At 41.9% G+C, this 23,536-nt stretch carries 17 protein-coding genes; 6 read left to right on the forward strand and 11 right to left on the reverse strand.

The features are described from left to right. Window positions 1–2: 2 nt before the first annotated feature. Together panC and hisD are read right to left on the reverse strand one after the other, a co-directional pair. On the reverse strand, window positions 3–854 hold the full coding sequence (panC, locus tag LEP1GSC185_RS20085) for a pantoate--beta-alanine ligase (RefSeq protein ID WP_008590583.1): 852 nt from the start codon (window positions 852–854) through the stop codon (window positions 3–5). After that, window positions 851–2,143: a histidinol dehydrogenase gene (gene hisD / locus LEP1GSC185_RS15100; RefSeq protein ID WP_008591657.1), complete on the reverse strand. Its 1,293-nt coding sequence runs from the start codon at window positions 2,141–2,143 to the stop codon at window positions 851–853. Before hisD ends, panC begins: the two co-directional genes overlap by 4 nt. Window positions 2,144–2,207: 64 nt before the next feature. Here hisD and LEP1GSC185_RS15105 point away from each other — a divergent pair, with 64 nt between their 5' ends. Beyond that, a complete protein-coding gene (locus tag LEP1GSC185_RS15105; protein WP_008590303.1) occupies window positions 2,208–2,981 on the forward strand; it encodes an exodeoxyribonuclease III in 774 nt (257 codons plus the stop codon). 2 nt (window positions 2,982–2,983) lie between these two features. Here LEP1GSC185_RS15105 and LEP1GSC185_RS15110 read toward each other — a convergent pair whose 3' ends face one another. Together LEP1GSC185_RS15110 and LEP1GSC185_RS15115 are read right to left on the reverse strand one after the other, a co-directional pair. After that, complete coding sequence (locus LEP1GSC185_RS15110) at window positions 2,984–3,352, reverse strand: hypothetical protein (protein ID WP_010515703.1); 369 nt, start codon at window positions 3,350–3,352, stop codon at window positions 2,984–2,986. A 144-nt stretch (window positions 3,353–3,496) separates the two neighbouring features. After that, a complete protein-coding gene (locus tag LEP1GSC185_RS15115; RefSeq protein ID WP_008591414.1) occupies window positions 3,497–4,537 on the reverse strand; it encodes a GGDEF domain-containing response regulator in 1,041 nt (346 codons plus the stop codon). A gap of 177 nt (window positions 4,538–4,714) precedes the next feature. Here LEP1GSC185_RS15115 and LEP1GSC185_RS15120 point away from each other — a divergent pair, with 177 nt between their 5' ends. Further along, the gene (locus LEP1GSC185_RS15120; RefSeq protein ID WP_008590050.1) at window positions 4,715–5,185 is read left to right on the forward strand and encodes a four-helix bundle copper-binding protein; all 471 of its coding nucleotides are present in this window, start codon (window positions 4,715–4,717) and stop codon (window positions 5,183–5,185) included. On the opposite strand, the gene LEP1GSC185_RS15125 is transcribed toward LEP1GSC185_RS15120, so the two are convergent. The 4 genes from LEP1GSC185_RS15125 to LEP1GSC185_RS15140 all read right to left on the reverse strand — a co-directional run bounded on the left by LEP1GSC185_RS15125 (window position 5,182) and on the right by LEP1GSC185_RS15140 (window position 9,858). Beyond that, a complete protein-coding gene (locus tag LEP1GSC185_RS15125) occupies window positions 5,182–6,609 on the reverse strand; it encodes a histidine kinase dimerization/phosphoacceptor domain -containing protein (protein ID WP_008591768.1) in 1,428 nt (475 codons plus the stop codon). The genes LEP1GSC185_RS15120 and LEP1GSC185_RS15125 overlap by 4 nt on opposite strands. Continuing rightward, entirely contained in the window at window positions 6,606–7,049 is a 444-nt protein-coding gene (locus LEP1GSC185_RS15130; protein WP_008590936.1) for a response regulator, read from the reverse strand. The genes LEP1GSC185_RS15125 and LEP1GSC185_RS15130 overlap by 4 nt, the downstream gene beginning before the upstream one ends. A 2-nt stretch (window positions 7,050–7,051) precedes the next feature. Then, complete coding sequence (locus tag LEP1GSC185_RS15135) at window positions 7,052–9,277, reverse strand: PAS domain-containing sensor histidine kinase (RefSeq protein WP_008590380.1); 2,226 nt, start codon at window positions 9,275–9,277, stop codon at window positions 7,052–7,054. A 125-nt stretch (window positions 9,278–9,402) separates the two neighbouring features. Then, a complete protein-coding gene (locus tag LEP1GSC185_RS15140) occupies window positions 9,403–9,858 on the reverse strand; it encodes a peptidylprolyl isomerase (protein WP_008589654.1) in 456 nt (151 codons plus the stop codon). 216 nt (window positions 9,859–10,074) lie between these two features. On the opposite strand from LEP1GSC185_RS15140, the gene LEP1GSC185_RS15145 reads away from it, so the two are divergent. From LEP1GSC185_RS15145 to LEP1GSC185_RS15160, 4 genes are read left to right on the forward strand one after another with little or no spacing between them, the layout of a single operon-like run. Beyond that, window positions 10,075–12,732, forward strand: a complete 2,658-nt coding sequence (locus tag LEP1GSC185_RS15145) for an adenylate/guanylate cyclase domain-containing protein (RefSeq protein ID WP_008590792.1) — start codon at window positions 10,075–10,077, stop codon at window positions 12,730–12,732. Beyond that, window positions 12,716–14,830 carry a FecR family protein gene (locus LEP1GSC185_RS15150; protein ID WP_008589766.1) on the forward strand — a complete coding sequence of 705 codons (2,115 nt, stop codon included), beginning with the start codon at window positions 12,716–12,718 and terminating at the stop codon, window positions 14,828–14,830. The genes LEP1GSC185_RS15145 and LEP1GSC185_RS15150 overlap by 17 nt, the downstream gene beginning before the upstream one ends. Next, window positions 14,820–16,007 (forward strand): LIC11435 family protein, encoded by a 1,188-nt coding sequence (locus tag LEP1GSC185_RS15155; protein WP_008591200.1) that lies wholly within the window; start codon window positions 14,820–14,822, stop codon window positions 16,005–16,007. Before LEP1GSC185_RS15150 ends, LEP1GSC185_RS15155 begins: the two co-directional genes overlap by 11 nt. Then, window positions 16,001–18,448 (forward strand): hypothetical protein, encoded by a 2,448-nt coding sequence (locus LEP1GSC185_RS15160; RefSeq protein ID WP_008590324.1) that lies wholly within the window; start codon window positions 16,001–16,003, stop codon window positions 18,446–18,448. Before LEP1GSC185_RS15155 ends, LEP1GSC185_RS15160 begins: the two co-directional genes overlap by 7 nt. 34 nt (window positions 18,449–18,482) lie before the next feature. Here LEP1GSC185_RS15160 and LEP1GSC185_RS15165 read toward each other — a convergent pair whose 3' ends face one another. The 3 genes from LEP1GSC185_RS15165 to LEP1GSC185_RS15175 all read right to left on the reverse strand — a co-directional run bounded on the left by LEP1GSC185_RS15165 (window position 18,483) and on the right by LEP1GSC185_RS15175 (window position 23,516). Continuing rightward, window positions 18,483–19,181, reverse strand: coding sequence for an Lcl domain-containing protein (locus tag LEP1GSC185_RS15165; RefSeq protein ID WP_008590533.1), 699 nt, complete (start codon window positions 19,179–19,181; stop codon window positions 18,483–18,485). A 192-nt stretch (window positions 19,182–19,373) separates the two neighbouring features. After that, window positions 19,374–21,236, reverse strand: coding sequence for an ABC-F family ATP-binding cassette domain-containing protein (locus LEP1GSC185_RS15170; RefSeq protein ID WP_008591721.1), 1,863 nt, complete (start codon window positions 21,234–21,236; stop codon window positions 19,374–19,376). A 48-nt stretch (window positions 21,237–21,284) separates the two neighbouring features. Continuing rightward, on the reverse strand, window positions 21,285–23,516 hold the full coding sequence (locus tag LEP1GSC185_RS15175; protein ID WP_008590060.1) for a PAS domain-containing sensor histidine kinase: 2,232 nt from the start codon (window positions 23,514–23,516) through the stop codon (window positions 21,285–21,287). Window positions 23,517–23,536 lie beyond the last annotated feature (20 nt).

A 23,536-nucleotide genomic window follows, 5' to 3' on the forward strand; every position in this document is an offset into this window, starting at 1 on the left:
AATTAAGACACCTTAACAGTAAGATTGTCGATCAATCTTACCTGCCCCAAAAAGGCAGCAACTGCAAGAAGCACTTCCCCTTTTATTATATGAAGTTCTTCTAATGTGTTTGCATCCAATACTTCCAGATAGTCCGTTTGCACTTTGGAAGAAGAATCCAGAACATCTCTCATAACTGCAAGAACTTCCGAAGGATCTTTTTCTCCTTGTCGAATAAGACTCTCTCCCAAGCGTAAAGCACGAATGAGTAGCAAGGCTTCTTCTTTTTCCGGGTTCGTCAAACGAGCGTTCCTGGAACTGAGCGCCAAACCTTCTGCGGAGCGGACAGTATCCACTCCAATGATCTCCATAGGAAAACCGAGTGCTCTAACGAAATCTTTTACGATCAAATATTGTTGGTAATCTTTCTTACCAAAATAAGAACGATCCGCAGGAATTGTATGGAATAAACGAGAAAGAACAAGAAGAACGCCTTCAAAATGTCCAGGCCTCGTTGTCGCATCCAAATTATTCATTAAATGAGGGATACGTAATTCTACCTGAGGAATTCCACCCGGATACATAGTGTCTTTGTCCGGCAAAAATACAAGGTCCACTTTGGATGATTTACAAATTTCAAGATCTCCTTCCGTATTGATCGGATATTTTGCATAATCTTCAGGATCGTTGAACTGAGCAGGATTTACAAAAATAGAAACTACCGTCTTAGAATTCTCGGATGCAGAACGAACGAATAGATTTGAATGCCCCTCGTGCAAAAACCCCATGGTGGGAGCAAAACCGACCGAAAGTTTTTCGGACTTCCATGCGAGTATCTGGTTTCTGACTTCGTTTGGATCCTTGGATACGATCATGGTTTGCCGTTTTGAGAAAGACGCACTTTTACTGAATTCCCATGCTCCTCATCCAAACCTTCGAATTCGGAGAGAACCTTTACATATGGATATAATTTTTCCAAAGAGTCCCGAGTCACTTCCTGATAGGTTACTCTTTTTAAAAAAGTTAAAACTCCTAGGGAAGAAAAGATCCTACTTCCCCCTGCAGTCGGGAGAATATGATTTGTTCCGCTGATATAATCTCCCATGGCAACAGGAGAATAAGGGCCTAGAAACACGGATCCAGCATGTCTGATCTTCTTAAATAATTCCCGGTAATTCCTGGTTTGGATCTCCAAGTGTTCAGGAGCATAAAGATTAGAGAAGTTCACACATTCTTCTAAATTAGAAAAAACTAATATCCAACTTTCGTTTTCGATAGAGGCCCTTTTTATCGTCTCCCTCTTAGGTCTTTCTTTTAGAGCTTTGTCTATTTCGGCGGAAACTTTTTCTGCAAACTCGATTGAATCGGTGCACAGAATTGCTGCGGAATCTTCTCCATGTTCCGCTTGTGATAACAAATCCGCAGCCACCCAGTTCGGATTTGCGAAATTATCCGCGATCACAAGAACTTCGCTCGGACCTGCAGGGCTATCTATTCCGATCACACCTTGTCCGCTTAAAAGGACTTTTGCAGCAGTTACGAATTTATTTCCAGGTCCAATTACAAATTCGGAACGAGGGATCGTTTCCGTCCCGTAAGAGGCAGCAGCAATTCCTTGTGCGCCACCCACTGTTACGATTGCATCCGCACCTGCAATCTTTGCTGCAGCAAACAATCCGTCCGGGATACCTTCTTTTTGAGGAGGGGTAACTATCTGAATATGTTTTACACCTGCAATCTTTGCCGGGATCACTCCCATTAAAATGGTAGAGGGATATAATGCCTTGCCGCCGGGAGCGTATACGGTCACTGACTCGATCGGAGTATAACGAATTCCTAATGTATTTCCGGAGACATTCACGTCCAGGTTGGCGGGTATTTGGGCCTTGTGAAATGTTTCGATATTCTCTTTTGCCTTTTCCAAGGCGGCAACGAGTTCCGGATCCGCTTTTCCTTTCCATTCTGAAACTGGATAGACCAGCTTTTCGGGGTTTAGCCCGTCGAACTTCCGGGTAAGTTCGTAAACAGCTTTGTCTCCACCTTCCCTTACCTGATCCAGAATGGGACGTACCAAGGCTAAAGTATCATTTAGATCCTGCTTTGCCCTCTGGAGAATGGGTTCAAAGGAAAAATCCTTACCTACTTCCCTGATACGAATGCTCATACGGACATTTTTTTTCTTTGCCCGGACTTAGCATCCCGAAAATCCTGGGAACTCTTAAACGCCTATGAAAGTTTTCTGTTTGAACTGCAATGGGATCCGATCCGCCTGGGGCAAGGGCCTGGGGGACGTCATCTCTTCCGAAAAACCAGATTTTGTATGTTTCCAAGAAACCAAAGCGCAGCCGGACCAACTTAGTTCGGAAATTTGGGAAAATCTAGGATACAAAGCATTCTTCCATTCTGCCGAAAAAAAAGGATACTCCGGAGTTTCTCTTTGGACCAAACAGGAACCTAAAAAAGTAACGTACGGATTGGGATTGGATGAGTTCGATAAAGAAGGAAGAAGTGTCCTAGCAGAATTCGATTCATATGCGATCTGGACCGTTTATTTTCCATCCGGGACCACTGGCGACGTGAGACAAGCCGCCAAGATGAGATTCTTGGATGAATTCCTAAAAATTTCCGCAAAGTTAAAAAAGAAACATTCCAATCTAATCCTATGCGGTGACGTAAATATTGCTCATACGGAAATCGATATACATGACCCGAAAGGGAATGCCAAGAATAGCGGTTTTCTTCCGGAAGAAAGAGCCTGGGTGACTAAGTTTCTTTCCACAGGCTGGGTGGATAGTTTTAGAGAATTATATCCGAGCAAACAGGAATATACCTGGTGGACATTTAGAGCCGGGGCAAGAGGGAATAATAAGGGTTGGAGGATCGATTACTTTTTTGTGACCCCTGAGCTTAAATCCAAACTCAAAAAACTCACAGTCAAAAAAGATCCTATCCTTTCCGATCATGCAGCGATGATCTTAGAAGTGGATCTTCCTAAAAAGTAAAATTACTTTTTAGGAAGTGTAAGATCTATCTTTGGAAGATTCTTCTTTAAAAATTCGGAAAGTTCGGATTCGAAGACTAAAACCGTATCCGTGATCCTTTCGGAAGATTTGGATTTTACCACCTTCTTATCCAAAAGTTTTCCGGAAAACAATAACGGTTCTTTCCAAAAAGGAACACGTATCTCTATGACCGCATTGCTACCGTCCGGATCGGGATGAAAACGATCCAAGGTAAAGCTGAGCGCTGTGCCTTCGATCCCCTCCCATGTTGCCTGGAAATCCCCGGAAGAAGAATGCACTTGCACTGGAACCTTTACGGTCTCAAAAAACCTGTTTTTGAATTCCTGTACTATTTTATCCAATATAACCATTTCTATCTCTATATCGTTTATTAAGTTATAAGACTTAGTGCGATGCAAACAAATTTCCAATTTTAGGAAAAAAATGAAGAAGATTCATTACATTAAGGAAAAAAAAGAGGAAATAAGACCTTGGTCAGGACTTAGCCCAAGGGTCTAATCTTTAAAGATAGTACTTTTATTTCTTCCGGCTTCTTTGGATCTATAGAGCGCCTTGTCCGCTTCTTCCAAAAATTTTTTGCTTTCTATATCTTTTCCGGACATACGAGTACTGATCCCTATACTCACTGAAACAAACTCGGAAGTTTGAGATCCTTCGTGGGGGATCTTTAGTTCTTGTACACGTTTCCGAATATTCTCCGCAACTAACATCGCCTTATCAGAATCCGTTTCAGGAAGAATAACTGCGAACTCTTCTCCGCCGTAACGTGCAGGAAAATCTCCCGCTCTTCTTGCGGTATTTTTCAGAACTCCTGCAACCTGACGGATACATTCGTCTCCCGCTTGGTGACCGTATGTATCGTTATACTTTTTGAAAAAGTCTATATCCAGCAAAAGTAATGAGATCGGTTTTTCGGAACGACATGCCCTCTTCCACTCTACTTCTAAGATCTCGTCAAAGAACCTTCTATTCCAAATTCCGGAAAGACCGTCCGTTCTAGAAACTCTGAGTAAGGTTTGGTAAGCTTCCGAAAGTTTATCGGTGATCTCCTCTAGGTCTCTTTCTCTTTGTTTTCTCTGGAGCCTCTCATGACGAAGTCTCAAAGTAGAACGAACCCTTGCTCTCAGTTCATGAGCGTCGAACGGTTTCGTAACGTAATCGATCGCACCTAACTCGAATGCGGACTCTAAAGTTTGGGTATCGTGGATCGCGGTGATTATAATAACAGGCAAGTCTGAAAATTCTTCCTTAGAACTTAAGGTACGAAGAATGTCCAGACCGTTCATTCCCCCGGGAAGTAGAATATCCAAAAGTAAAAGTGAAATGTCCTTTTTGTTTTCCGGGTTTCCTTGGAGACCTAACCATTCCAAGGCGGTTTCAGGCGATTGTGTGGAAATCACATCCCCGTATCCTGCTTTTTTAAGGATCCTTTCTACGAGTTGGCAGTTCTCTGGTGCGTCGTCCAGAATGAGAATTTTGTCCGATTCGCCGATTAGTGCGGATGATTCGCTTCTTTCTTTCGTGGGTCCGAACATTTTAACTGGTTTAATTCATCCGACGAGTCTTTTCAGTTAGAGCAACTTAGTGGGAAGAATTTTCCAAACCTATTCTAAAAGTTCCGAAATGAAAGCGGTTTTTTTTAGGTATTTCAACCTATTTTAGGCGACGAAAACCGGATTCTGGAATAATTTAGAGCACCGAGGGAGGTTCCTTTGGAACAGAAAATATCTAGAAAACAAATCCTAGGCCTGGGTGCGACTACCATGGCATTACTCGCGAGTTCTTCCGTTTTAGGACATGACCACGGCGACAAAAAAGCTTCCAAAAAGAAGAAGGCGGATAAAATTTCCGTCCCAGGCTCCGCGATCGAAGCCTCCTCTGCTTGTATTTTAAAAGGTAGGATCTGCATCAATATGTGTGTGGATATGCTGGCAGAAGGTCATAAGGAAATGGCGGATTGTCTAAGATCGGTCGAAGAGACTATTGCACTTTGCGATGCATTCATCGTATTGTCTTCTTTAGGTTCGGCTTCTACTAAAAAATTAGCCTCTATCTGCTTGGAGTCCTGCGAAAGATGTGCGGCTCAATGTGACAAACACGCAGACCACCACGAAGAATGTAAAGACTGTTCGGAAGCTTGTAAGGCTTGCATTTCCGAATTTAAAAAGTTACTCGCAGCTTAATACGCGAACTCTATCTGAAATCGGGTTCCCGGAGCAGAAGTATTGATGTCCAATTTTGCCTTCAATTGTTTGGATAGTATCCGGATCAATTGTAAACCTAAGGTCTCTTTGGCTTCGATCTGAGCATAATCCGGGATCCCCTTTCCATCGTCCCCCACCTCCAAATAGAATATCCCATTTCCTGATTTTGCTTTTATATAGAACTGTCCTTTTTTCTTTTCAGAATAAGCATACTTGATAGAATTAGTGGCGATCTCATTGATCATCATTCCGATAGGAAGCGCCTTTTCCACTGCCAAACTTAAATTCCCTACATCGACTACTCTTTCGATCTCCGCTCCTATCCCGTAAACATTCCAGAGATTATCCAACAATTTATCTACATAAGAACCTAGACCGATCTCCGCCAGATTTTTGGAATTATAAAGTTCATTGTGCACTAGAGACATAGAGTAGATCCTACTCTCCGTATCTCTCAGTTCGCGAGTCACTTCTTTGTTCTTAGCATAATTCGCTTGCAGGTTCAGAAGACTTGCCATGATCTGCAGATTGTTTTTTACTCTATGATGAATCTCCTGCAGAAGAGCTTCCTTATCTCTCAGTGATTGTATTAGAGTATCTTCCGATTGTTTCCATTTGGTCATATCCACTAAAATCGCAAGGACCACTTCTTTTCCTTCCAACAGGAATCGATAAGAAGTCACCTCCATTAAGAGCGGAGTTCCTTCCTTAGATCTATGAACATGTGTTTCCGGAATATTTTTACCGTTATGTAGAGCAAGATATTGCCTACGCTCTCCGGAAGAGGCAGCGATAAATAGATCGGAAAACTTCATCCGAAGAAGTTCTTCCCTGTCGTAACCGTAAATCCGTTCCGTTTCTTGGTTCAGATCCAAAATACTTTCACAATCAAAATTATATAAAACGATCGGATGAGGATTATGTTCGAAGATCAGCCTGTATCTTTTTTCGTTCTCTTTAATAAGAAATGCCTGTTCTTCCAGTTTGCACAACATGTCTTGTCTTTCGATCGCATAAAGAATCGACCTGAAAAGTAGATGAGAATCGAATTTTCCTTTGATCAGATAATCTTGGCCTCCGGACTGCAACGCTTCCATAGCAATAGTCTCATCCTGGGTCCCGGAACAGATCACGATCGGTATCTTAGGGAATGCCTTCTTGATCATCTCGAACCCGTCCAGGCCGAAACTATCGGGTAACGTTAGATCCAAAAGAATACAATCAATCTCTTCTCCTTGGTCTTTCAGAACCTCCAAGGCATCTGCCACAGTAGGAGAATGTTTTAAAAGAACCCCGGAAGGATCCGCTTCTTTTAAGAATATTTCGAACAAACGAGAATCGTCCTCGTTGTCCTCCACTATTAAAATTTGTTTCACCCGAACGGACACTGCTTTAGCGCTCATTTTGGAGGCAACCTCGAAGTTTTGAACCAATAGATGCGTAACGTATCCATCGCTTCCAAAAAATTTTCGTATTCCACCGGTTTCTGTATATATGAGTTCGCGTGTAAATTGAAAGTGGCGATAATATCCCTCTCCGCTCCGGAGGTAGTCAATACCACTATAGGTATCCTTTTATATTCGGGATCCGATTTGAGTTCTTCCAAAACTTCCAGCCCATTCTTTTTCGGAAGATTCAGATCCAAAAGTATCAGATCCGGTCGCCTCGCTCCCACGAACTCACCTTCTCCTTTTACGAAGTCGATCGCTTCTTCTCCATCCTTTGCTACAAATAATCTTTTTTCGGATTTAAGATCGTTCAACGCTTCAATGGTAAGTCGAACATCCGCAGGATTGTCCTCTACAAGAAGAATATCAAAATATTGTTTAGGAGAAGCGCTCATCATTAAACCTCAGGCAGGAAAAAAAAGAACTCGGACCCTTTTCCGACGGAAGACTGGACCCAAATTTTTCCGCCGTGATTTTCTACGATCTTTTTGCAGATGGATAATCCTATCCCGGTCCCGGGATATTCCGATATAGTATGCAATTTTTGGAATATGATAAAAATACGATCAAAGTATTTGGGATCCATACCTATCCCGTTATCGGAAACGGAAAATATATTAGCACCCGGAACATTCTTTACTTTAATACGGATCTCGGGACTCCTGCTCGGAGAGCGGAATTTGATCCCGTTAGAGATCAAATTACTGAACAAACGTCTTATCTGGTCCTGATCCACATACACTTCCGGAAAAGGACCTTCTAAAACAAGATTCGCCTTGGCATCTTGGATCACGGAAGAAAGGTCTTTTCTAACATCGTCCAGGATACGGTTCGAATCTCCTTTGGATTTTTTAACGGAATCGGAACCAACTCTGGAATAACTCAAAAGGCTTTCTATCAGTCCTTGTTGCCTTTTGGCCGCTTCTACCGATACTTGGATAAATTCTTTCATCTCGGGTTTGATCTCTTCCGAAAATTTTCTCTCCAATAATTGCAGATAACTTGCAATCGTTCTAAGAGGTTCTTGTAGATCGTGGGATGCAATATAGGCGAATTGCTCCAGTTCTTTATTCGTTTTTGCCAAACCTTGGAGCGCCTCTTCCAAAGACTTTCTCGCTTCGATCTTTTCGGAGATGTCCCGATTCACCATTATGAGTCCGGGGACCAGATAGCCTTCTGCATTAATTTTTTTGAAATTACTTTCGACTGTGATCTTTTTGCCGGACTTTAAAGTGTGGACTAATTCTCTTTTGGAGGAACCGATACTATCCCAATCCTGCATAGCTTCCTTATAATTCTCGTCAGAGATCCAATCCTCTTGGAAAAGAGAAGTATAATGTTTTCCTAAACATTCTCCCTCTTTCACTTCATACATTCTGGCGGCGGATGCATTGTAATATGTGATGTTCATGTCGCCGTCCAAAGCGATGATCGCGTCGTTCACCTGGGAAATGACTTCCATATTAAACCGATTTTCCCTACTCATCCTTACACGTTCTGAAACGTCCATGGCTGAAACGAGAACAGACTCTGTTTCCTGGAATTGAATGGGGGAAGAGACTATATCCAAATATACGATACTTCCGTTCTTTTTTAGATGTCTCATTTCTTGGAAAAAATTCGGGCCACTTTTAAGTCCCTTAATCTTTTCCTTCATAAATTCTCTTTCTTCCGGAAGCCTAAGCTCCTGAGCGTTCTTACCTATAAATTCCGTTTCGGAATATCCATAAGCCTCGATTGCGGCTTGGTTTACTGCAGTTATGGTGAGGGAAGATCTTTCGAAAACGAACATGATCTGAGGATTGTTCCTGAATAAGTTCCTATACTTCTCCTCATTCTTACGGATCCTATCCTCGTATTCTTTCCGATCCGAAATATCATAAACAATTCCTAATATTTCCTGAATACGACCGCCCTTTCCGGTCCTAGGATACATTCTAGTTTCCAATAGAAGACCGTTTTGATTCGTATGATAGACACTCTCTTCTCCCTGAAGCGATCTGGAAAATGCCTCCATAACTTCTGGACGATTTCCTGCCCTTTCAAAAATGGTTTTTCCCACCACTTCCTTAGGATTGATCTTTAATCTTTCCAATCCTTTTCCGTCGGCGAGAATGATCTTTCCTTCCGGAGAAATTGAGAATACTGTTACCGGCAAAGCGCCTATCAAAGTCTGAAAATCTATAGTACGTTTTTCTAATATATCTTCCGCGATCTTACGTTCCGTAATATCTATGGAAACACCGACAAGGCCTCTGCTTTTTCCGTCCTCTCCTATTGCGGGAGAGATCCTAACCGCAAAATACCTTCCTAAAAAAACCGCCTCTGCACTGATCTCTTTTCCTGAAAGAACAAGTTTTAAAGCTTCCGTTTGTTCCAAACTGCGGACAGTTCCGTTTTCTTCCCTAAACTCGGCGTTCCATTGGTGATCTATAAAGTTAGTCCCGATAAATGCGTCGGAATCCAGACCAAGCATGTCTAACGCTTTTCCCGAGGCGTAGTTGATTAACCCCGTTTCGTCCGCGGAAAATAATACGATGGGAGAATTGGAAAGGATATAATCCAATAAGGGTTTGGGATTTTCCGGATTAGAATCTGAAAAAATAGGAGAAGGAGAACCCATAAATAGATCCGCCCGGAATATGGATTCCGGGCAGGGGTTTCTAATTATGGCGAAATATGGATATTTTCAAGCATATTTCGAATTTTTATGGAATTTGTGGAATCTATATCCCTTTAGGGATATGGTTAAATGATTTCGATCTTTTCAATTACCACTGGCTGGAGAGGACGGTCTCCCGGAGCTGTAGGAGTTTCAGAGATACTTTGGACTATATCCTCTCCCTCGCTTACATGTCCAAAAACCGCATGACGGTTGTCTAGATAAAGGTTATCTCTCACGTTGATGAAAAACTGAGAACCGCCAGTGTTCGGCCCGGCATTTGCCATAGAGATTGTAAATTTTTTATTTTTAAGATCAGGGTGAAATTCGTCCTGGATCTTATACCCTGGTCCACCAGTTCCCGTACCTTGGGGGCAACCGCCTTGGATCATAAAATTTGCAATAATTCTGTGAAAAACTAAGCCGTTATAAAAGCCTTTTTGGGCTAATTGGATGAAATTCCCGGCAGTGATTGGAGCCTTCTCATCTTCCAATAAAACGGAGAAGGTCCCTCGGTTGGTGGTAAACTTAGCAGTCGCCATAAATATCCTCAAAACCAGATTCTAACCGGTGTCTGTGTAATCAACTAAATAGGTATATCCTTAATGGGAGAGAACTCATTCTACTTGTTTTCAATATAGAATGTAGTTGTTCCGATAATTTAACAGAGGATTTCCAGAATCTACTTTCCGCTAGACGGATCGATTTTTTAGCTTTCTAAAAGAGAATTTTTATTCCGGAACTTCCTTAGGAACAAAATGCCATCATCTACAAAATACATTCCCTTCGGACCAAACGGTGCAGTCGCCTTCTGGGCCAAAGCAAAGGATAAGATCCAAAACCAGGACGAGTTAAGAGCCTGGGCAGATCTAGGGATCAAAACTGTAGTCTGTGTATTCTCCGAAAAAGGTTCTTCTTTAGTCACCGACTTGGAAGAAGTTCTGCATGCAGGAGAATGGAAACTATTCGCATTAGAAATTCCTCCTGGACCTGAAACGAACGAGTCCGTATTCTACTCCGCTTGGAAATTAATTTCAGCATCAGCAAAATCTAATATTTTATTTTTAATCCCGGAAGAATTGGAAGAAAGATGGGAAGTAATACTTTCCAAAATGGTAATTTCTTCTTATCCGCATATCGCCACTGGCGAGTTAGGCGCTTGGTTCCCTTCCCTCCAAGGACAAGCGGAAGCTGAATTCTTAGGAGAATTTAAAACATACGCTTCTCGTAAAAAAGCGCCTAAAGAGATCCCTGATTCTACGAGAGGAGAATTTTCACTTTATCTAAAGGAACTTCCGTTAGCGGTTTCCGGAATTGAATTGGGAGTTTTTAAGAACGGACATAAAGATCCTAACGGAAAGAAGAAGGTCCCAAAATTCCAAGAGGCCGAAAATTTCCGCACCTTGGAGAGTAAGCCGGTCATCTCCTTTGATACCGTATTCTCTGGAGAAAAACAGGATATAGAGACTCCTGAAGTGGTTCAGGAAACGCCAAAGCCTGAGGTAGTATCAGAAAAAAAGAATATTCCAAAAAAAGAATCCACACCTCCCCCTACCGCAGATGCGGGTAATTTTGCAACAAGCGCAAAATTCCCTCTTCAATTGAAACTGATGGCTGTGATCTCACTTTTACTTACCGTCACGGTTTCCACTGTCATTTTATATGCATCCAGTGAATTCAAAAAGAACTACGAAGTAAGGGTATTGGAGACTAACTTCTCTTTGGTGAATATTTTAGGGATCAAAGTAAAATCGGACCTAAAAGACATCCGTGACAAAGGTAAAACTCTTACGGAAAAACTTTTGGACCCTAAAGGCCCGGGAGCTTATGCGGATCTTTTCTTTAGGAACGAACCTGATTTCCTTTTAGCAGGAATTTATTCCGCGGAAGGAGACAAGCTCAAAAAGAGGACCGTGCTCTATAACGATTCTTATCTGGAAGGAATTTCCTCCAATAGAGATGAATTGGATGCAGCTGTTTCCCAAAAGGAATCTTCTTTTTTAAAAACGATCCAATCGGGGGGAAGGATAGACAATCTTACTCCTAATTTCAAAGAGCCTACTTTTTCTATTTCAGTTTATGATTCTCAGAGTAAATCTATTCTGCTTTATATTATCCGCGCAGAAAGACTTTTATCCGTATTCCAAAAACAGGATATTAACGTTCCATTCTTGATCAATGGAGATGGAGATCTGATTGCGCATCATGATCTTCAACTTCTTGCGTCCCAAACGAATTGGGCCGACTTACCGATCTTTGAAACAATGCTTTCTTCCGTCAGAGAGGACAGCCAACAGACAAGGTATGAGGATTCAACTAAGACAAAATATTACGGTTCCTACCAAAAATTAGGTTTTGGCGGAGCCGGAGTAATCGTGTCCGTTCCGGAAGAAAAAGTTTTCGAGATGGTCTATCGTATCCAGACCAAAAACCTTCTCATCATGGCGATCGCACTTTGTATCGCTCTTATCATTGTATTCTTCTTAGCAAGAACCATTACCATCCCTGTATTAAAACTTCTGACGGCAACCGTAGAGATCGCAAAGGGAAATTTCAGGATCGGGATCAAGTCTACTACGAAGGACGAGATCGGCGTTTTGACCGATTATTTCGTGAGTATGGGAAAAGGTCTGGAAGAAAGAGAGAAAGTTAAGGATGCACTTGGCCGGTTTGTAAACAAAGAGATCGCCGAAATGGTCCTAAACAAAGAGCTAACGTTAGGCGGAGAAAGAAAGATGTGTGCCATTTTCTTCTCGGATATCCGCTCCTTCACAGCTATATCTGAAAAACTACAACCGGAAGAGGTCGTGGAATTCTTAAACGAGTACATGACAGAGATGGTTCGTTGCGTAAACGATACTCATGGGATCGTGGATAAGTTTATCGGGGACGCAATCATGGCTACTTGGGGAGCGGTTCGTACTTCCGAACAAGACGCGGAGAATGCAGTGAACGGTGCACTTTTGATGAGGGCCGCCCTTATCAAATTCAACGAAGGAAGAGGTGGGGATAAAAGACCCGTTATCCGTATCGGTTGCGGACTTAACTATGGACCTGTGATCGCCGGACAGATCGGTTCCGAAGAAAGATTGGAATATACCGTTATCGGCGACGCAGTGAACCTCGCCTCTCGAGTCGAAGCCTTGAATAAACCTTTCGGCACGGACATTTTGATCACACAAGATCTACTGGATCATGTAAAAGATATTTTTGCGGTCGAAAAAATGCAATCTATCAAGGTAAAGGGTAAAGAAGAACCCCAAACCATTTACGCAGTTCTGGGAAGAAAAGACGATATGGATCGCCCTAGAGATCTAAACGATCTAAGAAGAAGACTCGGAATAGAATACGAATCCAAGAAAAAAACAAAAACGGGAGATGAGGAAGAGGAATTAAAGTATGAAATACTTGAATGACGGCCGCATTGTCGTCACTGCTTTAGTTCTACTTCTGTTCTTTTTTTCGGGATTATTATACCTTTATGCAAACGCAGGCCCTAAAACCGGGACCAATAAAGTTGTAGGACAGCTTAAAACAAAACAACTCAAAATATTAAGAAAATTGGATTCAGAAGTTATCTGGGAAGAATTGGACGAGTCCGACCCCATTCGATACAGGGATACCATACGCACGGAAGAAGGTTCGGAAGCAGTATTACTTTTTACTGATGGAGAAAATTCCGCAGAGATCAGAATGGACGAAAGGAGTATGATCCTTGTGGAAGATACCGACAAGATCAGCTTCGTATCCGGTTCCCTTTCCGCAACAGGAGGAGGATCGGGCAATTTGCAAATCAGCTCGGGAGATACTAAGATTTCTCTCGGGAATTCTGACCTAAAAATCTCCAAAGACGAGAACAAGGGTCTAAACCTAGAAGTAAAACAGGGAGAAGCTAAGGTAGTCTCCTCCTCCGGAGAAAATACGGTCGGTAAAAACCAATCCGCCGATCTAAAAGACGGAAAAGTGGAAGTACATACGTTAAATCTGGAAACGGTATCTCCTCCAGATAAAACTTTTTTTCCTATAGCAGTAGAAACTCTTCCGATTAGATTCGAATGGAAAAATTCCCCAAGCGTCAAAACATTCAGATTAGAAATCGCAAAGGATTCCGGATTCAGAACTGGTTTAAAAAAATTGAATGCAGTCGGTACAAACGCATCGATCTCACTCCCAGGCGGCTCCTACTACTGGAGACTTGCCGGAAAAAATCCACAGTCCGGAAAAGACGAATTCAGTTCTTCTAAAAACTTTAAATTAGTATCTTGGAATAAGCCAAAACTTGTCTCGCCGACTAATAAAGAGATCTTCTCATTTACGGAAACCACTCCTCCAGTCCGTTTTCAATGGAATACATTCGATTCCCAGACAAAATATAAACTGGAAGTTTCTTCAGATGCGAACTTTAAACAAATTGTATATACCGGAGACTCCTCCGCAGGTTTCTTAAAATGGGAGCCTAGATCCGAAGGCCAGTTCTTTGCTCGCGTCAAAATGAGTTCCGACAGACAGGGATTCACAGAACTAAGTTCCGATACGATCTCTTTCGTTTTGAGGAAATCGGAACAGGCAGAGCCTCCTAAACTTCTGAAACCTTTACAGGGAGAAGAAATAGGAATCCGTATATTTAAAGCGGGTTCTTTCTTCAGTTGGAGTTCCAACAAGGAATTCAAATCTTATTCCCTGGATATAGCCGCTGATTCCGATTTCAAAAATATCCTTTTCTCCAAATCGACTAACTCAAATTTTATGAAACCGGATCTAGATTGGAAAGAAGGCACATTCTTCTGGAGAATTAAAGGGAACTCTAACTCGGATGAAGTAATTTCTTCTTCCGTTGGTAAGTTTACGTTAAAACCTCTGGGTTCTATCCGACTTTCCTTTCCTAAAGATGGATCCGAATTAGGTCATCCAGTGGACGGCAAATTACAATTCAGATGGGACAGACCCGATCCGAGCGGAACTTATAAATTAGAAGTTTCTAAAGACCCTAATTTTACTTCCAAAATATTCGAAACCTCCGTGCGTTCCGGACAAAACTCAGTACCTCTGCAAGGCCCGGGGGACTATTACTGGAAAGTTACTCTTCTTTCTCCAGAGGGGGAAGTTCTGATCGCAAGTCCTTCGTCCGGATTCAAAACGTCAGACTCTGCTCCTTTCCTATCTCCAGTATATCCGAGGGATAGAGATAAGATAGACTTGGATGAGAAAGCAAGTTTGTCATTTTATTGGGAAATTGAAGGCAAATCCGAGGCATACATTTTGGAGCTTTTAGAGGCAGACCAAAAAACCCTAAAAACGGTATTTAAAAAGGAAATTAAGGGAGAATCCTACGACTATCGAGAGTTGTATAGATTAAGGGAAGGAAAATACCAGTGGAGACTGAGCGCAAAATACAGGGACAGCTCAGGGCGTCTCCGCGTAAGCCTTCCATTGACCAGGGATTTCGAAGTGATCATGTCCGCTACTTTCAAAGCGCCGGAGATTCTGACTCCTAAGGAATTTTATGTTGAGTAAAAGATTCCAAAAATCTAATACGATTGCGGCTCTTTTAGTAGGCTTCCTCCTATTCTCTCTTCCCATTTTCGCTAAGGAAGAAGGCGTAAAACTGGAATGGAGGCCGATTCCTGACGCGGGCGGTTACCTAGTCGAGATTAAAGATCCTCGAGGTAAGATCACCAAAGAAAAAACTACCACAACGCAGATCCAAATCGATTTACCTCCAGGCGCTTATGAACATAGGATAGGCGTTTTGAATAAATACGGGAGAGTTTCCGTTTTCTCCGCTTGGATCCCTTTCGAAGTTATTCTTTCCCAGAAACCTGAAGTGATCGCGGCCGAAAAAAGTAAGTTTTTAAGCAAGGACATGCCTGAAACTTTCGAGATAAAGGGTAAACATTTTACCGACGCCACAAAAGTAATATTAAAAGATTCTAAAGGAAACGAGATCCCCATTAAGTCGGTGGATCTTAAAAATTCGGAAACTATTGTAGTTACTATTGATAGGAAAAAAGCACCGGAAGGCGCAGTTTCCTTACGTTTAGAGAATCCGAGAAACAAAACTACGGAAAGGGAAAATTATTTCTTAGTAGCCGAAACGGAAGATGAATTAGCCGCTTTAGAATCCAAGTCCTCTTATTCCGGCTCATCCGGGCCTTCTAACTTTGATCTTGGAGCTGCAGCAAGATCTGCTGTACTTCCAGGTTGGGGACAATATTACCAAAAGAAGTCCACATTTAGGACGGCAATCTTTCCGAGTTTAATTTTTGTAGCAGGAGGTTACGCTGCTGCAAGAGGAAGTTCTTATTTAAGCGCAACTCATGAACTGGATGCAGCAAGACAGAGTAATATTTTATATAACTCTGCATTTTTACAATCTGGGAACCCTGCACTATTCAACCTAGCATTATATAATTACACTCAAATCTCTCCCAAATACTCTCACGCAGTTGGAGAATACAACCAACTTGGAGTGGCCTTAGGAGTATTAGGATTTTTTTATCTGATCAACGTGATCGACGCGGGATTTTTTCCCGGACCTAAACAAGTAAAGGTAGAAGGGACCGATACTCCCGTAACAGTCTCCCCGATCCTCAGAAATGTTAGAGACTCCGATAGAACGGTCACTTACGCCTCAGGAAATTCTTATCTTCTTCAGCAAAGAATGGAATTAGGAGTGGAATTCACATGGTAAGTCTCAAGAATTTTCTCCCAAAAGTATATTCTCTTTTTCTGATCGTATTCGCTTTAAGTACGTTCGGCTGTTATAGTCGTCCAAAAAAATCCGGCCTTCTAGATTATATGAATATTTCCAATATAGTTTCTTACTTAGGAGGAACTGCATCCGAGATCAATGTACAAGTAAATGGATTAACGAACTCCGGTATCTTGATCGTAGAGTTAGTTAGCACAGGAGAACAAATTACTTTCAATGCCGGTGCAGGAACATTGACGGACACTTTTTCCGGAGTTTACGATTATAATCAAACTTATACTCTAAACATATTTGCACAGCCTGCAACTTCTCCGACCCAAACCTGTATCATAAGTAATCCAAATCTGAATCTTAACTTCTATAATAAAACATTCGTGGTAAACTGTGCCGAAAACTGGTACAAGGCGAACGTAAGTATCACGGGGATAGACAGCACAAATACTACTAATTTAGAAATTTATAATAATGGCACGGACCTAAAAACGAGGACCTCCAACGGGACAGTCAGTTTCGACGTGGGAGACGGTTTAGGATACGATATCACTATCGGAGCAGTGCCTACAGTCCCTTCTACCCATACCTGTCAAGTAGTGACTTCTCCTGCGAACGGGACTATCAGCGGCGCGGATGTAAATTTACAGATCAGTTGTTTGAGTCTGATGAAGACAAGCGTGGCTTCGGGAAGTTTTATGCCTTCCACTAAGGCAATGACTTTCACATTCTCGGGACCTGTAACAGGTTGCATATTGGATTCTACCGGCGGCGGTCCTCCTTATAACGCGGGTACTGCCAGTGGAAGCCCTGGAATTACCTACGCTGGGAATGGGGCAAAGATTGCTCCGACCACTCTCCCCTGGTCTTTTGGAGCTCTCACATTTCCGCTACAAGTAAGCTTTACTCTCACAGGATGTGCGGATGCGGTGGCAGCAGCGAATAATGGGGCTACTCTATCCGTGACCGTCAAAATGATGGATGGGGACGTTTATTTCGTAAGCGATACTTCAGGAAACGATTCAAATAGCTGTTTGGATCCGAGCGTATCCTGTAAGACAATCCAAACAGCGGTCAGCCAATGTTCTTCCTCGAGTATCTGCACGGTATTTGTAGAAGGTGGGAATTATATTATCTCAGGAAGCGTTTCTCCCATTACTCTAAACTCTAGCGGAGGAGTAAGACTTCTTGGAAGTTTTGACCCGACATTTAGCACACAAAGTTTGGATCTAACCCCGAGCAGAATTGCAGATAATAGGACTGTCGCTCAATGTCCAGGAACCATTTTAAGCTCTAATGAATGTGCTCCGATCACGGTAACCGCAAGCGGGATGGGTGGAGATTCAACCAAAGCACATGTAATCCAAGGGTTTAGTATATTTGCAGATGAAACTAAACAAAACTCTTTCGGTATCCGTATCAAAAACGGAGATTCGAATAGTTTCTCCTATATCTTCGGAAATTATATTTCCGGAGGAGAAGGAGGATTAGGAGTCGAAAATTCCGCCGGAACACGAGGTGGGATCTACCTTCTTAGCTCTCCCTCGAATAACCAAATCGATACGAATGTGATCAAGGGTGGATTTGGTGCATCAAATTCTACGGCGGTTTATAGTACTGATTCTAATCTATACTTACTTCGAAATAGAATAAGTGGAGATAAAGCTGTAAACGATTCCCATTCAGTGTGGCTTGTAAATTTTGTAGATTCCTTAGTAGCAATTATAAATAATACAATGAACTTCCGCCCGTATTCGGATGGTTCCGTAACCTCTAAGTTTACTTATGGAATCCGTAATGAAGAGAATACAGCTCTAATTAAGTTCTATATAGCGGGAAACACGATCTATTCGGGTGGAGCTACCGTCGGTTCTAACTACGGAATATTTATGACCGGAGTTGCAACGAACGCGCAGATGGCAAATAACCTGATTGTTGGACAGGGAACAAGTGCAGTCTGTTCTTCCTTTAGCACCACTCCGTCTACTAATGCAGTATTTAGAGGAAACAGTTTAGATTGTCCATCCGGCAAAACGGTCACTGTTGGAGCTACGAATTTTGCGATCTTCTGTAGTGGAAATGGAACTTTTAATATTTCCGGTCTCTGCCTTGTGGCTAATGCTTTTATGAACGATGTTCTAACTGCAACTAGATCAAACCAAAACTTTGTAACGACACCTTCTTTCAACGGTTATCCGATAGCACAACCTTGGCTGTCTATGAATACGGCTACCGGTGGACCTTGCTCAATCGCGTTTGGCGGTGTGGAAACTTCTTCCTATCTAAATAGTTTCGATCCGAATTATAAGTTGGACGCAGTCATTGGAGCACCAGTAACAAGAACCTCATCTTCCGGTGGAACTACACCATTCGGTTCAGATGGGTATTCCATCGGAGCATTCGAGCGAGACGATCCAGGTTGTTTCTAAAAGACAGCATAAATTAAATTATCGAAAAATAATTTCATAATTTTGCTACGCAGATGAAACTAGAAATCGCTGTTGAAGTAGCGTTAGTAGAAAAGAATCGATCAGTTGCACTTCCATAAACATTTACGATGCTCTGCGAATTTCTTTGAGTAGTTGACCAAGCTCCCCCCACCCTTGCCAAAGAGCTTTTAGTTCCAAAAGAACTCAAAGCAAAAGGATTCGTTGAGCTATACAAAGAATACAATTGAATTGCATCTGGTAGCATCCAATCGGAATGACCAGCTAACGTTAAATTATCACAGAATGTTTCCGCTTCGGCTTGGGTAATATTGAAATCATTCGCGGTAACGGAGCCCGCATTACAATCCCCAGTCACATAATCATATAATGAAATGGTTCCGGTTCCGGAATTGAATCCAGTGCACAAAGTCCATAAAAAGTGATTTTTGGAATCAGTAACCGTTCCATTATCATTGTCCACGAGAGTCGCTGTCCCGCAGTTATTTCCTCCCAACGCTGTGATAAAAGAGTCGTTGTTGACGCTATTAATATAAGCATCATTAGCATTCGCAAACGTTACAGGATTCGCAACCGTCTGACCGCAATGGAAAGAATTTAATCCCCCGCCTCCTGCCAATAATAATAGTAAACCGCTTAGATCTTGTTTGGAATCACTACCACAATTGGCTAAAGAAAGATAAGAAAATAAGAATAACAATGTCAGACGTTTCATAGGAAGGAAGATGGTTATAGCTCTTTTTTAGTCAAGCATCGAGCGACACTAAGGAATAAAAATCATGTGATTAGGAATATACGAACATGACAACTAATCACTTTGGATTAGTTCGTTTAACACTGTTTAATGAAGATAAAAGTTTGAGTGAGTATAAGGGATCGGCTTTCTATTGTTAGATTAGAGCAGATTCTATTCTTTAGAAGCTAGCTCTTCCCAATCGGCGACCTTCTTATGTAATTCCTCTTGTAGATGACTCAATCTTTCTCCCGATTTTCTGGCAAGCTCAGGATCGGGAGACTGTAAGTTTTGGACCAACTCCTTCTCCTCCGTTTCCAAAGAGAGTATCTCTTTTTCCAAGATCTCCAGTTTCCTTTTATCTTGGTAGCTTAGGCCCTTTTTCTTATTGTCCGGTTGTTTTTCGGGCGGTTTAGGAGTGTTTGTCTTGGTTTCTTTCTCTTCGTATTCTCTATATTCCAGATATTCAGAATAATTGCCGGGGAATCTGTCGATCTTCCCATCTCCTTTGAATACGAATAGATAGTCGGTGACCCGATCCATGAAGTAACGATCGTGAGAAACCACAAGTACCACTCCCGGAAAATCATCTAAGAATTCCTCAAGCACCGACAGTGTAGGAATATCCAAATCGTTTGTGGGCTCGTCCAAAACTAAGAAGTTCGGATTTTTCATGAGAAGTAGAATAAGATAAAGCCTTTTCTTTTCGCCACCGGACAATCTTTCGATCTTAGTCTGTTGTAATTGGGGAGGAAACAAAAATCTCTCCAAGAACTGAGAAGCTGTCCAAGTAGATCCGTCGTTCATCTTGATCGTAGGAGCAATCTCTTCTTTAACATATTCTAATACTTTTTTCGGACCAGGGAGTTCCTTTCCCAACTGATCGAAATATCCAAAACTTGTATTTAAACCTGCTGCCACATCTCCAGAATCGGCTTTTTCTCTTCCAGTGATCAAATTCAAAAGTGTGGTCTTTCCGGCACCATTCGGTCCCACGATGCCGATCCTTTCTTTACTCTTGAAGACGTAAGAGAATCCGGAGATTAACTCCATATTCGGATATGATTTTTTTATATTCTTTAATTCTAATATTTTTCCGCCCAATCTTCTTCCGGAAACGGAAATATCCAAGACTATATCCTTACCAGCCTTCTTTCTTTCCATTACTTCGATTGCACGATCTGTCCTGGCCTTTTGTTTTGTGCCTCTCGCTTTAGGTTGACGTTTGAGCCATTCAAGTTCCGTTCTGAGAAAAGATCTTCTTTTTGCTTCTTCCTTCTCTTCGATTACCTGCATCTCCACTTTTTTTTCGAGATACAGATCGTAATTTCCGGGATAAATCCTAAAATTCCCTCTATCTATTTCTAAGATACGGTTTGCGATCTCTTCTAAAAAATATCTATCATGGGTGACAAGAAGTACCGCCTTTTCCGTATTTTTCAGAAAATCCTGGAGCCAAAGGATCGCATCTATATCCAAGTGGTTGGTAGGCTCGTCTAACACCAAAAAATTAGATTCGTCGGTTAATGCCTGCGCAAGAGAGACTTTTTTAGCCATTCCTCCGGAAAGTTCTCCCATTTTTCGGGAAAGATCAGGTATATTCAGTTCTCTTAATATGTTTTTAAGTTTGGATTCGAGTTCCCAAGCCTGCTTCGAATCCATTTTTTCCATTGCGAGATGATATTCTTTTTCGGCTTCTTCTCCGCCTTTTTCCAATTCGATACAGGCCTTTTCGTATCTTCTAACTGTATCTAAAAGTATTCCCGAACCTGAAAGTATATGTTCTAGTACGGTTTTATTAGGATCGAATTCGGGAAATTGGGATAGGAATGATATTTTGAGTTCTCTATTTCGGACTACTTTGCCAGTGTCCGGTTCTTCCATTCCGAGTAAGATCCTAAGCAAAGTGGATTTTCCGGATCCGTTGATCCCGAGTAATCCTGTTTTTTCTCCCTCGTCTATCCCAAAGCTTAGGTTTTGGAAGAGTTGTTTTTCGCCAATGGATTTGCCGATCTTATCTACGGAGATTAGATTCATCGCTTCCAGCCTTTTTGAAACCGGATGAGAATCAATTCATTTAAAGACCTATTTAGGGATGGGAAGTTCTATTTTGTATCTGGTACCAGTATCTACCGGTTCCAGTCCCCATTTAGCTTTCAATTTATCCAATAACATTCCGACCAATTGTAATCCTAACCCTTCCGAATTTCTGACATCCACATTTTTAGGAAGCCCTACTCCATTGTCTCCGATCGAGATGGAAAGCCCGTTTTCCATTTTGGAAATGGAGATAAAAATGTCTCCCTTTCGATCTCCTGGAAAGGCGTATTTTAAGGAATTTGAAACTAGTTCGTTGAATACCAATGCAAGCGGTATCGCACAATCCAAATTTAAACGTATATCTTGCGATTCGATGGAATAACCGACTTTTTTATTTGCGCCGTACGATTGGACTAACGCTACGAGTAAGTTATTTAGATATTCCGTGAAGTCCGCGTCAGCTATGGTATCGTTTTGGTATAGTTCCTTGTGAACCAACGCCATGGATTGGATCCTTCTCTCACATTCTTTCAGGATAGAAACTAGCTTTGGATCGTCGATAAAATCCGTTTGTAAACTCAAAAGACTGGAGACTACCTGAAGATTGTTTTTAACCCTATGATGGATCTCCTTCAACATCACTTCCTTTTCGTCCAAGGATTTTCTTAGCGTTTCTTCGTATTGGTATCTATCCGTTACGTCTCGGATAATTTGAGTGGCGCCTATCATATTATGGCTTTCGTCCCGAATAGAACTATAAGTTATCTCGAGTACGATGGAATCTTTGACTAAACCAGAAATCTTTCTCTCCATCTTGAAAACTTCGCCGGTCAATGCCCTACTCCAATTTCGGATAATTCTTTCTCTTTCTTCCGGATCATCGATGGCGATATCCCAAATCCTTTGGCCTACTGTGACCCTTTTTCCATATACTTTCCAAACCATGAGTTCGAATGCAGTATTACATGAGATGACCCTTAGATCCATGTCCACAGCGCAGATAGAATCCTTTACACCTTCTATAATTGCTTGGAGTCTATCGTTGGTTTGTAGGATTTTTCTCCTAAGTTCGCTTAGTTCGAGTTCCGCTTTTTTCCTTTCGGTGATATCCCTGACGATCACCTGCATTAACTTTTGCCCTCTTTGCTCGAATGCCACTCCGGAAACTTCTACAGAGATCTCTGTTCCGTCTTTTCGAATGAATTTTTCCTCTATCGGTTCCAATGGTTCGGACCTGAGCATCGCTTTGAGAACTCTTTCCGCTACAACCTGTCTGGATTCCGGATGGATAAATTCTATGATCGGTTTTCCTTCTATCTCCTCCATAGTTTCATAGCCCAACATTTTAAGACCTGTTTGGTTGATATAGATTACTTTTCCATCCGCATGTAATCCAATCGCATCCGGAGATACTTCCACTAATTTTCTATACTTTTCCTCGCTCGCAAGCAGGGCTGTTTCCCAAACTGTCCTGAGGGTCACGTCCTTTAAGAATATTACGACTTCCTTAATTGCGCCTTCTTTCGATAAAGGGGCAAAGGATACTTCTAGTTCGGAGTTTGGTTGTACCGGGAATAGTCTGGAGAAATGCCATTTAACTTTTGCTCCGGAAAATGCTTTGTTTAGCTGAGCTTGGAAAATTTCTCTATGGGTTTCCGAGATCAAAGAAAGTATCCTTGAATCAGGAAGTAATTCTATCCCGAATTGCCTTCTAACCTCCGATCTTCCGGAAGAATTTACATATTGTATCTTCCCCGCTTGGTTAACTCGGATCACCCATTCTTCCGTGCTATCCAAAAGGATATTCGTGTAAGAAAGTTGGTCTTGAAGTACTATTTCACTCTTTCTTAATGGGGTTAAATCTTGGATGGAACCGTAGATCTGAGTGACTCTTTTTCTAACCGGATCCCAGATCGGATGAGCATGGTCTCTCAACCAACGGATCTGCCCGTCGGGTCCGTATACCCTATATTCGTCCGTTCGAGAAGCTCCGGACAATAATGATCGGACCCTTTGCCGAATCAGATCCAGATCGTCTTGGTGAAAGTATTTTGGGTCTGCGGCAGCCCAGGGATGACTTAAGTCTTCCGCAGTGATCCCACAGAATTTCAGGAATCCGTCGTTTGCCCAACTTAATATTAGATTTCCATTATCTAGTACGTCTACTCGATAAAGATAATCGTTGAACACTTCCGGCGCGAAGGCGCGGATCTCTTTTTCTATTTTTTTCCGAAGATTCCGATTTTGAAACCATTTTAGAAGTTTGGCAAGAGCCATCGTATCTCCGAACAACTCCT

This window comes from Leptospira licerasiae serovar Varillal str. VAR 010, from assembly GCF_000244755.1.
Lineage (GTDB): Bacteria > Spirochaetota > Leptospiria > Leptospirales > Leptospiraceae > Leptospira_B > Leptospira_B licerasiae.

Bases quoted from the DNA above. Each gene is read 5' to 3' on its own strand.
- LEP1GSC185_RS15105 (WP_008590303.1), top strand. From the start codon at position 2,208: ATGAAAGTTTTCTGTTTGAACTGCAATGGGATCCGATCCGCCTGGGGC.
- LEP1GSC185_RS15170 (WP_008591721.1), bottom strand. From the start codon at position 21,236: ATGAATCTAATCTCCGTAGATAAGATCGGCAAATCCATTGGCGAAAAA.
- LEP1GSC185_RS15135 (WP_008590380.1), bottom strand. From the start codon at position 9,277: ATGGGTTCTCCTTCTCCTATTTTTTCAGATTCTAATCCGGAAAATCCC.
- LEP1GSC185_RS15140 (WP_008589654.1), bottom strand. From the start codon at position 9,858: ATGGCGACTGCTAAGTTTACCACCAACCGAGGGACCTTCTCCGTTTTA.
- LEP1GSC185_RS15165 (WP_008590533.1), bottom strand. From the start codon at position 19,181: ATGAAACGTCTGACATTGTTATTCTTATTTTCTTATCTTTCTTTAGCC.
- LEP1GSC185_RS15125 (WP_008591768.1), bottom strand. From the start codon at position 6,609: ATGAGCGCTAAAGCAGTGTCCGTTCGGGTGAAACAAATTTTAATAGTG.
- hisD (WP_008591657.1), bottom strand. From the start codon at position 2,143: ATGAGCATTCGTATCAGGGAAGTAGGTAAGGATTTTTCCTTTGAACCC.
- LEP1GSC185_RS15145 (WP_008590792.1), top strand. From the start codon at position 10,075: ATGCCATCATCTACAAAATACATTCCCTTCGGACCAAACGGTGCAGTC.
- LEP1GSC185_RS15155 (WP_008591200.1), top strand. From the start codon at position 14,820: ATGTTGAGTAAAAGATTCCAAAAATCTAATACGATTGCGGCTCTTTTA.
- LEP1GSC185_RS15130 (WP_008590936.1), bottom strand. From the start codon at position 7,049: ATGAGCGCTTCTCCTAAACAATATTTTGATATTCTTCTTGTAGAGGAC.
- LEP1GSC185_RS15175 (WP_008590060.1), bottom strand. From the start codon at position 23,516: ATGGCTCTTGCCAAACTTCTAAAATGGTTTCAAAATCGGAATCTTCGG.
- LEP1GSC185_RS15115 (WP_008591414.1), bottom strand. From the start codon at position 4,537: ATGTTCGGACCCACGAAAGAAAGAAGCGAATCATCCGCACTAATCGGC.
- LEP1GSC185_RS15110 (WP_010515703.1), bottom strand. From the start codon at position 3,352: ATGGTTATATTGGATAAAATAGTACAGGAATTCAAAAACAGGTTTTTT.
- panC (WP_008590583.1), bottom strand. From the start codon at position 854: ATGATCGTATCCAAGGATCCAAACGAAGTCAGAAACCAGATACTCGCA.
- LEP1GSC185_RS15150 (WP_008589766.1), top strand. From the start codon at position 12,716: ATGAAATACTTGAATGACGGCCGCATTGTCGTCACTGCTTTAGTTCTA.
- LEP1GSC185_RS15160 (WP_008590324.1), top strand. From the start codon at position 16,001: ATGGTAAGTCTCAAGAATTTTCTCCCAAAAGTATATTCTCTTTTTCTG.